The sequence below is a fragment of the Lysobacter xanthus genome (assembly GCF_047159895.1).
The window spans coordinates 22465-32206 of sequence record NZ_BAAGAB020000029.1 but is presented as its reverse complement, the minus strand read 5'-3'; the positions used below and the strand labels follow the sequence as shown (position 1 = coordinate 32206).

Sequence of the window (9742 nt, the reverse complement as noted above, 5' to 3'; positions counted from 1 at the left end):
GACCGCGTTCCGATGAGCTGGGCCGGCCTCCGCTTCACACTCGCCCGCGCCGCCGGCCTGCTGCGCCGCACCGGCACCAGCCTGCGCATGCGCGGCATTCCCGGCACGCTCGATCGCGTGCGCGACCACCTGCGTCCCCGCCCGGCCGCGCCCTCGCCTGCCCTCTACGCGCCCGCCGCCGACGCGCCCCTGCTGCTGCGCCCCTCGGACGTGCCACGCGCGAGCCTTGTCATTCCCGCCTACGGGCACCTCGAGTACACGCTCGCCTGCCTGCGCGCGCTGGCCGGGCATCCACCGTCGACGCCGCACGAGGTCATCGTGGTGGACGACGCGTCGCCCGACGAGTCGGCGGACGCACTCACCGGCATCGAAGGCCTGCGACTGCATCGCCGTGCCGTGAACGGCGGCTTCATCGCCGCATGCAACGACGGCGCCTCGATCGCCCGGGGCGACGTGCTGGTCTTCCTCAACAACGACACCGTGCCGCAGCCGGGCTGGCTGGAGGCGCTGCTGTCGACGTTCGAAACGCATCCGCGCACCGGCCTCGTCGGCGCGCAGCTGGTCTATCCCGACAGGAGGCTGCAGGAATCCGGCGGACTCGTCTTCCGCGACGGCAACGGCTGGAACTACGGACGCTTCGGCGATCCCGCGGATTCGCGCTATGCCTTCTGCAGGGAGGCCGACTACTGCTCGGGTGCCGCCATCGCGATCGGGCGCACGTTGTTCGCATCGCTGGGCGGGTTCGACACGCGGTACACGCCGGCGTATTACGAGGACACCGACCTCGCGTTCGCCGTGCGCGCGAAGGGGCTCGAGGTTCGCGTGCAACCGGCGTCGATGGTCGTGCACTGCGAGGGCGTCACGTCGGGCACCGACATCGCGCAGGGCACCAAGGCCTACCAGGCGATCAACCGCCTGAAGTTCGCGGAGAAGTGGGCAGGGGCGCTCGCCGCGCAGCCGGCGCCCGACGGGGATCCCGATGCCGCGGCACGCCCGAAGAAGCCGACGGTGCTGATCGTCGATGCGCTGACGCCCGATCCCACGCGCGACTCCGGCTCGCTGCGCCTGGTAAACCTGATGCGGCTGCTGATGGCCGAGGGCTTCCACGTCGTCTTCCTGCCCGCCAACCGCCGCGACGCCGGTGCCGCGACCGCCGCCCTGCAGGCGCTGGGCGTGGAGTGCTGGCATGCGCCGTGGGCCGAACGCGCGCCCGCCTGGCTGCGCCGGCACGGTGCACGGTTCGAAGCCGTGCTGCTGTGCCGCCATTACGTCGCGCGGGAGTTCCTGCCGCTGGTGAGGCGCCACGCGCCGCAGGCCCGCGTCGTCTTCGACACCGTCGACCTGCATTACCTGCGCGAGCAACGCGCCGCCGACACGCTGGGCGATGCGACCGCCGCACGCGCCGCTGCGCGCACGCGGGCGCTCGAGCTCGACGTGATCGCGCGCAGCGACGTGACGCTGGTGGTGAGTGGCGTCGAGCAGGAATTGCTGGGGCGCGAGGCACCGTCCGCACACGTCGAGATCGTGTCCAACGTGCACGAAGTCGCCGGTGCCGGCCGCCCGTTCGCGGAGCGTCGCGACCTCGTCTTCGTGGGCGGCTTCCGCCATCCGCCGAACGTCGACGCGGTGACGTGGTTCGTTCGCGAGGCGTGGCCGACGATCCATGCGGCACGGCCCGACATCGCCTTCCACTGCATCGGGGCCGACACGCCCGCCGAAATCGCCGCGCTCGCCGCCATCCCCGGTGTGCGCGTGCACGGCCACGTGCCCGACCTGGATCCGTTCATGGACGGCGTGCGCATCGCCGTCGCACCGCTGCGCTTCGGCGCGGGCGTGAAGGGCAAGGTGAACCTGAGCATGGCGCACGGGCAGCCGGTGGTCGCCACGGGCTGCGCGGTGGAAGGCATGCACCTGCGCGACGGCGAGGATGTGCTGGTCGCCGACACGCCGCAGGCATTCGCCGCGGCGGTCCTGCGCCTGTACGGGGACGAGGCGCTGTGGTCGCGGCTGGCGGCCAACGGGCTCGACAACGTGCGCCGGCACTTCTCGGCGGACGCCGCACGCGAGACGATGCTGCGCGCCCTGCGCGGCTGACTAGGCGCGCCGTGCCTGCTCGACGCCGGGCAGCGCCGCGAGCTTGCCGAGCACCATCGACAGCTGGCCGTAATCGGCGACCCGCAGTCGCAGGCGCAGGCGCACGCGCCCGCCGCCGGCCTCGTGCTCGGTATTGAGGCTCGACAGGCCGACGCCGTTCTGCGCGGTCACGTTGGTGACTTCCTTCAACAGCCACTTGCGGTCGACGGCCTGCAGTTCGACGTCGACCTCGTAGGCGCTGCCGCCCCGACGCCATTCCACCGGGAGCACGCGTTGTGGCTCGGCAGCGGCGAGGCGCGCGAAGGCCGCGCAGTCGGGGCGGTGCACGCTGACGCCGCGGGCGCGGGTGAGATAGCCGACGATCGCCTCGCCGGGCAGCGGCTGGCAGCAACGGGCGATTTGCACCAGCAGGTTGCCGACGCCTTCGACCGTGAATTCCGCCTCGCGCGCGGGGCGCGCGCGGCGCGCCGGCTGTGCCGCGGGCTCGGGCGTCGTGGAGTCTCGCTGCGCGCGCTCGTGCTCGAGGAGCACGCGCGCCACCTGGTGCGGGCCGACGTCGCCGAGCGCGACCAGCACGTGCAGGTCCTCGTCGGTGGCGGCGTGGAAGCGCTCGCGGGCGGGCGCCAGGTCGGCGCTGAGCAGCGACAGGCGCCGCAGTTCCTTCTCGAGCATCTCGCGACCGGCCTGCTCATTGCGTTCGCGGTCGAGCCGGTTGAACCACGTGCGCACCTTCTCGCGCGAGCGGCTGCTGGCGAGGAAGCCGTTCGATGCGACGAGCCAGTCGCGCCGCGGCTCCGACACCTTGCCCGTGAGGATCTCGACGTGGTCGCCACTGCGCAGCTTGTGGTCGAGCGGCACGATGCGGCCGTCCACCTTCGCGCCCCGGCAGCGGTGCCCGACGTCGGTATGGACGTGGTAGGCGAAGTCGAGCGGCGTCGCACCGGCGGGCAGGTCGACCACCTCGCCCTTCGGCGTGAGCACGTAGACGCGGTCCTCGACGAGTTCGCTGTCGAGTTCGCCCGCGAGCGCGCCCTCCTCGCCCGGCTGCTCCAGCAGGCGCCGCATCCAGGCGATCTTGCGTTCGAACGCGGCCGTGGCGGTCGCGCTCGCGCCGCCCGGGCCGCCGCCTTCCTTGTACTTCCAGTGCGCCGCGACGCCGAGCTCCGCCTGGCGGTGCATCTCGTGCGTGCGGATCTGCACCTCGAGCGTCTTGCCTTCGGGCCCGACCACCGCGGTGTGCAGCGAGCGGTAGTCGTTGCGCTTGGGGCGCGCGATGTAGTCGTCGAACTCGCTCGGGATCGGCACCCACGTCGCATGCACGACGCCGAGCACGGCATAGCAGGCCGCGAGGTCGTCGACGAGCACGCGCACGGCGCGCAGGTCGTAGAGCTCGCTGATCGGCACGCTCTTGCGCTGCATCTTTTTCCAGATGCTGTAGATGTGCTTCGGGCGCCCGGCCACGTCGGCCTGCACGCCCTGCGCGGCCAGCGCCTCACGCAGCACCGTCTTGACGTTCTCGATGTACGTCTCGCGCGCGACGCGTTTCTCGTCGAGCAACCGCGCGATCTGCTGGTAGGTCGCCGGCTCGAGGAAACGGAACGCGAGGTCCTCGAGCTCCCACTTGAGCTGCCAGATGCCGAGCCGGTTGGCGAGCGGCGCATGGATGTCGCGGGTGAGCGCGGCGAGCGCGCGGCGCTCTTCCTCCGGTAGCGATGCGGCGCCGCGCAAGCGCGCGAGCTGGCGCGCGAGCAGGATCGGCACGACGCGCAGGTCGCGCACCATCGCCAGCAGCAGCCGGCGCAGCCCTTCGCTGCCGCGATCGCCCGGATGTCGCGCGTGCAGCGTCCACACCGGTTCCGCGGCGCGTTGTCCGTCGACGAGCGCCAGCACCGCGGGAAACGCGGTCGCGAAGCCGGCCCCGAGCGATTCGGCGAGGCCCGGCCAGTCGAACAGCAGCGCCGCGGCGACCACTTCGCCATCGGCGCCCAGGGTCGCGAGGGCGGCGAGCGTCGCCTCGATGCGCGGCCAGGCGTCCGCGTCGATGGGCTGCGGCGCCACTGCGGCGAGCGCCTCGCGCAGCGACCGCCCGAGCGAGGCCGCCGCCGGATGGGCGAGCGCGTCGTCGAAGCCGTGCGTCGTCGGAGGCGGCGCGTTCATCGGGGAGCCGGAGGGGAGCGGTCTACACTAGCCGGCATCCGTCCGGAGGAACAGTTCATGGCCCTTGTCCGTTCGCGCGCGCTGGTGCTCGCCGTCGCCCTCGCCTGCACCGCTTTCGGCGCGATCGCCGCGCCGCCGATCCAGCAGCAGATGTCGCCGGAGGAGTTCAAGGCGTCCGGCCTCGACAAGCTGTCGGCCGACGAGCTCGCGCGCCTGAACACCTGGCTGGGCCGGACGATCGAGTCCGAGACGGCGAAGGCCGCGGTCGCCGCGAAGAAGAAGGTGGAGGACGACAACCGCGGCTTCTTCAGCTTCGGCTCGACCGACCCGATCAAGTCCACGATCGCGGGCGAATTCCGCGGTTTCGGCACCGGGCGCACGTACACGCTCGCCAACGGCCAGGTCTGGCGCCAGGTCGACGAGGCGAGCCTCGCCGGCGTGCGGCTGACCGATCCGCAGGTGACGATCTCGCCGAGCGTGATCGGCAATGCCTGGTACATGGCGGTCGGCAAGTACGGCACGCGCGCCAAGGTGATGCGCGTCAAGTAAGCGCGTTCAGCCGCCCAGCTGCGCGAGCCGCTGGGCGAGCTTCTTCGGCGACACGCCACCGCGTGCGCCGAGTTCCTGCGCGAACAGCGAGACGCGCAGTTCTTCCAGGTCCCAGCGCAGGGCGTCCCAGCCTGCGTGCTCGGGCGGGGCACCGAGGAGCGCCTGCACGAACGGGCGCAGCTCGAGCATCCGCGCCTGGTCGCGGGCGGGATCGCGCAGGGCGCGCTCGGCGCGCAGCGCGAGGGCCTTCAGGTAGCGCGGGTACTCACGCAGTGCGGCGGCCGGCACGTCGCGCAGGAAGCCCGGCGGCGTCAGCGCGGCGAGGTGCGCACGCATGTCGTCGAGGTTGCCGCTCGCCCAGCCCATCAGCGGCGACTCGAACTTCGCGCGTGCCTCGGCGACGGCGGTGAGGATCGCTTCGGCCTCGCGCAGGCGTGACGTCGCCTCCGGGAAGAGTCCCTTGGCGACCGTCTCGCGCCGTGCATCGAAGGCCTCGGGTGAACGGATCGCGTCGAGGCCTTCGGCGGCGAGCGCCTGGAACGCGCCTTCGACGAGATCGAGGCGCAGGCGGTCGCCCTCCTTGAGCGTGGCGGCCTCGCCGGTCCGCGGTGCGGAGGATTCGATGGCGGCGTACAGCAGGGCCGTCTTCGGCGACACCGGCAACTGCTTGCGCGCCTGGCGCATGCGGTCGCCGAGCGCAATGCGCAGCAGGCGACGCACGCCGGCCGGATGCGCCTGCTCCGCCTCGCTGCGCTGCGCGAAGACCTGCACCGACACCGATTCGCCGTCGTCGTGCAGCGCCGGGAAGGCGGGCACGCCGCCGACGCCGCGCACGGTGGTGGGCAGGGTCGTCGACGGAAACGCGACCAGCCCCTCCTGCGCGAGCCCGGTGGACGCCTTTTCGGCGAATGCATCCGCGGCGAGGGCGCCGAAGCGATCGCGCAGGTCGTCGAGGTCGCGCGATTCGGCGAGAACGCGTTTTCCGTCGCGATCGAGCAGGCGCAGGTTGATGCGAAGGTGCGGCTCGACCGTCGACTCGTCGAAGTCGGTGCCGGCGACCGCCGTGCCGGTCAGGCGCGACAGGAAGCGGGCGAGCGTGCCGGCGAACGTGTCGGGCTCGACCGGACCCCCGCCTTCCCATGCACCGTGCGCCTCGGCGAACGCCTTCGCGAAATCCGGCGCGGGGACGAAGTTGCGGCGCAGCGCCTTGGGCAGCGCACGGATGAACGCGGCGGCCTTGTCGGCGACGAAGCCCGGCGCGAGCCAGGAGAGCTGCGGCGCGTCCAGCGCATTCAGCAGGTGCAGCGGCACCGCGAGGGTCATGCCGTCGTCGGGTGCGCCGGGCTCGAAGCGGTACTTCACGGCGAGCTGCACGTCGCCCATCCGCAGGAAGGGCGGGAACCGCGATGCCGTGGTCGCCTCGCCGATCATCAGGTCGTCGAGCGACCACTCCAGGCCCGCCTTTTCGGCCGCCGGCAGCTTTCCGTACCAGGCGTCGAGCGCCTGCACGTTGTGCACATGCGCGGGAATGCGGTCGAGGTACCACTGCGCCATCCACTCCTCGTCGACGACCAGCCCGGCGCGGCGCTGCTTGGCCTCTTCGTCCTTCGCCTTCTGCAATGTCGCCAGGTTCTTCTTCAGGAAGACCGAGCGCGTGTTGATCTCGCCAGTGACGAGTGCGTCCCGCGCGAAGATCGCGCGGCTCTCCTCGGGGAACATCGCGCCGTAGTGGATCGGGCGCTTGGGCGCGAGGACGAGGCCGAACAGCGAGATCTGCTCGCTGCCGATCACCCGGCCCTGCGCGCGCGACCAGCGCGGATCGCTCTGCCGGCGGGACAGCAGGTGCGGAAGTTCATCGATCGCCCATTGCGGCTCGAACCCGGCATTGATCAGCGACCACACCCGCTCGGTGTCGAGCAGCGTCGCCGAGAGCACCCACGGCGGCGGCTTCCGCGCCAGCGGCGAGCCGGGGAAGATCTGGAACTTGCGGCCGCGCGGGCCGTCGTAGCCGCGGTCGGTGCGCTGCCCGAGCTGCGTCGGCAGGCCGGCAAGGATCGCGCGGTGCAGCTTCGTGTAGTGCGTCGCCGCGGCCTTGTCATCGCCGACGGCCGCCGCGGCGTCCTGGTGCGCGGGCCAGAGCTCGCCGGCCATGAGCTTGAGCTGGCGATGCAGCTCGCGCCATTCGCGCATGCGCAGGAAACCGAGGAAATTCTTCTCGCACCAGGACCGCAGCTTCGACTGCGTGAGGTCCGCATGCGCATCCTCGTACGCCTGCCAGAGCTTCAGGATGCCGACGAACTCCGAGCGCGGATCGGAGAACTGCAGGTGCGCGGCGTCGGCGGCACCCCGCTGGTCCGCGGGACGCTCGCGCGGGTCCTGGATGCCGAGGAACGCGGTGATCACCAGCAGGTCGCGCAGTACGCCATGGCCTTCGGCGGCGACGAGCATGCGCGAGAGCTTCACGTCGACCGGCAGCCGCGCCATCAGGCGGCCGATCGCGGTGAGCTTGCGCGTCTCGTCCACCGCGCCGAGCTCGGCGAGTTGCTGCCAGCCGTCGGCGATCGCGCGCGGGTCGGGCGGCTCGAGGAACGGGAACTCCTCGATCCGGCCGAGGCCGAGCGCGAGCATCCGCAGGATCACGCCGGCCAGCGCGGCGCGGCGGATCTCGGGGTCGGTGAACTCGGCGCGGGACCGGAAGTCGGCCTCGGAATACAGGCGATAGCACGTGCCTTCCGAGATGCGGCCGCAGCGGCCCATGCGCTGGTTCGCGCTGGCCTGGCTGACCGGTTCGATGTGCAGCCGGTCGAGCTTGGCGCGCGGGCTGTAGCGCTTGACCCGCGCGAGGCCCGGATCGACCACGTAACGGATGCGCGGCACCGTGAGCGAGGTCTCCGCGACATTGGTCGCGAGCACGATGCGCCGCTGCGGACCCGGATTGAAGACGCGGTCCTGGTCGCGCGTGGAGAGCCGCGCGTACAGCGGCAGCACTTCGGTGTGCCGGTACTTGCGGCGCTCGAGCGCCTGGTGCGCATCGCGGATCTCCCGCTCGCCGGGCAGAAAGATCAGCACGTCGCCGCGCGGGTCTTCCGAGGTGATCTCGTCGCAGGCTGCCGCGATCGCCTCGTTCACCGTGCGCGCGCCGTCGCGGTCGGCCTCGTCCGGCAGCGGGCCACGACGCGGGCCGGTCGAGGCGTTCGCCTCGCTGTCGCCCTCCAGCGGCCGGTAGCGCACCGAGACGGGATAGCCGCGCCCCTCGACGCTCACCACCGGCGCATCGTTGAAATGCGCGGCGAAGCGGGCCGTATCGATGGTCGCCGAGGTGATGATGACCTTGAGGTCGCGGCGGCGCTCGAGCAGCTGCTTGAGGTAGCCGAGCAGGAAGTCGATGTTGAGGCTGCGCTCGTGCGCCTCGTCGATCAGCAGCGTGTCGTACTTCGAAAGCCAGCGGTCGGACTGGATCTCGGCGAGGAGGATGCCGTCCGTCATGAACTTGATGACGGTGTCGTCGCCGACGTTGTCGGTGAAGCGCACCTGGTAGCCGACGGCGCCGCCCATCGGCACCTGCAGCTCCTCGGCGACGCGACGCGCCACCGCGCGCGCGGCGATCCGGCGCGGCTGCGTGCAGCCGATCAGGCCGGCCGCGCCGCGCCCGGCCGCGAGGCAGAGCTTCGGAATCTGCGTGGTCTTGCCCGAGCCCGTCTCGCCGGCGATCACCACGACCGGGTGTTCACGGATCAGCTCGACAATGCGCTCGGCCTCCGCGGCGATCGGGAGGTCGTCGACCACCGTCGCGGCCGGCAGGTTGCGCGCCCTCGCCTCGCGCTGCGCGACGGATGTGGCGAGCGCCGACTCGAACGCGGTCCGGCGCGCTTCATCGGCCGGTGCTTGGCTCCAGCGGCTCCACAGCCCATGCAGGCGGGCGCGATCGCGCGACATCGCCGCGTCCAGGCGACGGCGTCCGGCCTGGAGTTCGGGACCCGCTGCGATAGGGGATGTGGATCGGTTCAAGAGAAACGTTCGATTTCACCAGCACCGGCGAGGTGCCTATTGTCGCCGGTATCACCGCAAGACTTTGGGAGAAGGCAGATGCAGAACGGATCCGGTTTGGGCCAGACCGCCGCGGGCAACGGCGCCGCGCAGATGGCGGGCAGCATGCCGCAGGTGAACATCGGGATCGAAGAGGCCGATCGCAAGGCGATCGCGGAGGCGATGTCGCGCTTCCTCGCCGACAGCTTCACGCTCTACCTGAAGACCCACAACTTCCACTGGAACATCACCGGCCCGATGTTCAACACCCTGCATGTGATGTTCGAAACGCAGTACACGGAGCAGTGGGGCGCGCTGGACGACATCGCCGAGCGCATCCGCGCGCTGGGCTTCAACGCGCCGGGCTCGTACTCGGAGTTCATCCGCCTGTCGTCGCTGCCGGAGGAGCCGGGCCTGACCGAGACCGCCGACTGGCGCGAGATGGTGCGCCAGCTGACCGTGGGCAACGAAGCCGTCTGCCGCAGCGCGCGCCAGGTGGTGTCGATCGCCGCGCCGGCGGGCGACGACCCGACGGTCGGCCTGCTCGGGGAGCGCCTGCAGACCCACGAGAAGTACGCCTGGATGCTGCGTTCGCTGCTACAGTGAGCCGCGGCCGCTCGCCGAAGAAAAAGTCGCCCCGGACGCCTGGTACCAGCACTCAATCATGGCGGATCAAGAACTGCGCGTCCGGGGCGGCGACGCAAGAGTGCAGGGCTCGACCTGAACCTTCGCCCGTTGCTTCGGCGCAACGGGAATAAAAAAAAGGCCCCGGGAGACCGGGGCTTTTTCCTTCCTGACAGGGAAGTAGGCGCGCCCATCGCGTGGGCATGGGAAAATCCTACCTCCGCGCGCATTGCCGTTCCGTGCACGATCCGGCCGTTCAGGCGACGAGACTCATGCGTAGTCAGCAGCGGGA

Annotated in this window: 5 protein-coding genes; 3 read left to right on the top strand and 2 right to left on the bottom strand. The window is 71.3% G+C overall.

The features are described 5' to 3' along the window. Nucleotides 1–12 precede the first annotated feature (12 nt). Complete coding sequence (locus ACY35P_RS08970; protein WP_462115489.1) at nucleotides 13–2094, top strand: glycosyltransferase; 2082 nt, start codon at nucleotides 13–15, stop codon at nucleotides 2092–2094. Here the strand turns inward: ACY35P_RS08970 and ACY35P_RS08965 are convergent, their stop codons facing one another. Then, nucleotides 2095–4251 (bottom strand): RelA/SpoT family protein, encoded by a 2157-nt coding sequence (locus ACY35P_RS08965; RefSeq protein WP_462115487.1) that lies wholly within the window; start codon nucleotides 4249–4251, stop codon nucleotides 2095–2097. A 57-nt stretch (nucleotides 4252–4308) separates the two neighbouring features. Between ACY35P_RS08965 and ACY35P_RS08960 the strand changes: the two genes are divergently transcribed. Continuing rightward, the gene (locus ACY35P_RS08960; protein WP_462115486.1) at nucleotides 4309–4800 is read left to right on the top strand and encodes a hypothetical protein; all 492 of its coding nucleotides are present in this window, start codon (nucleotides 4309–4311) and stop codon (nucleotides 4798–4800) included. Between the two features lie 6 nt (nucleotides 4801–4806). Here the strand turns inward: ACY35P_RS08960 and hrpA are convergent, their stop codons facing one another. Continuing rightward, a complete protein-coding gene (gene hrpA / locus ACY35P_RS08955) occupies nucleotides 4807–8787 on the bottom strand; it encodes an ATP-dependent RNA helicase HrpA (RefSeq protein WP_462115488.1) in 3981 nt (1326 codons plus the stop codon). A gap of 99 nt (nucleotides 8788–8886) precedes the next feature. On the opposite strand from hrpA, the gene ACY35P_RS08950 reads away from it, so the two are divergent. Further along, complete coding sequence (locus ACY35P_RS08950) at nucleotides 8887–9432, top strand: Dps family protein (protein WP_462115485.1); 546 nt, start codon at nucleotides 8887–8889, stop codon at nucleotides 9430–9432. The last annotated feature ends 310 nt before the right edge of the window (nucleotides 9433–9742 follow it).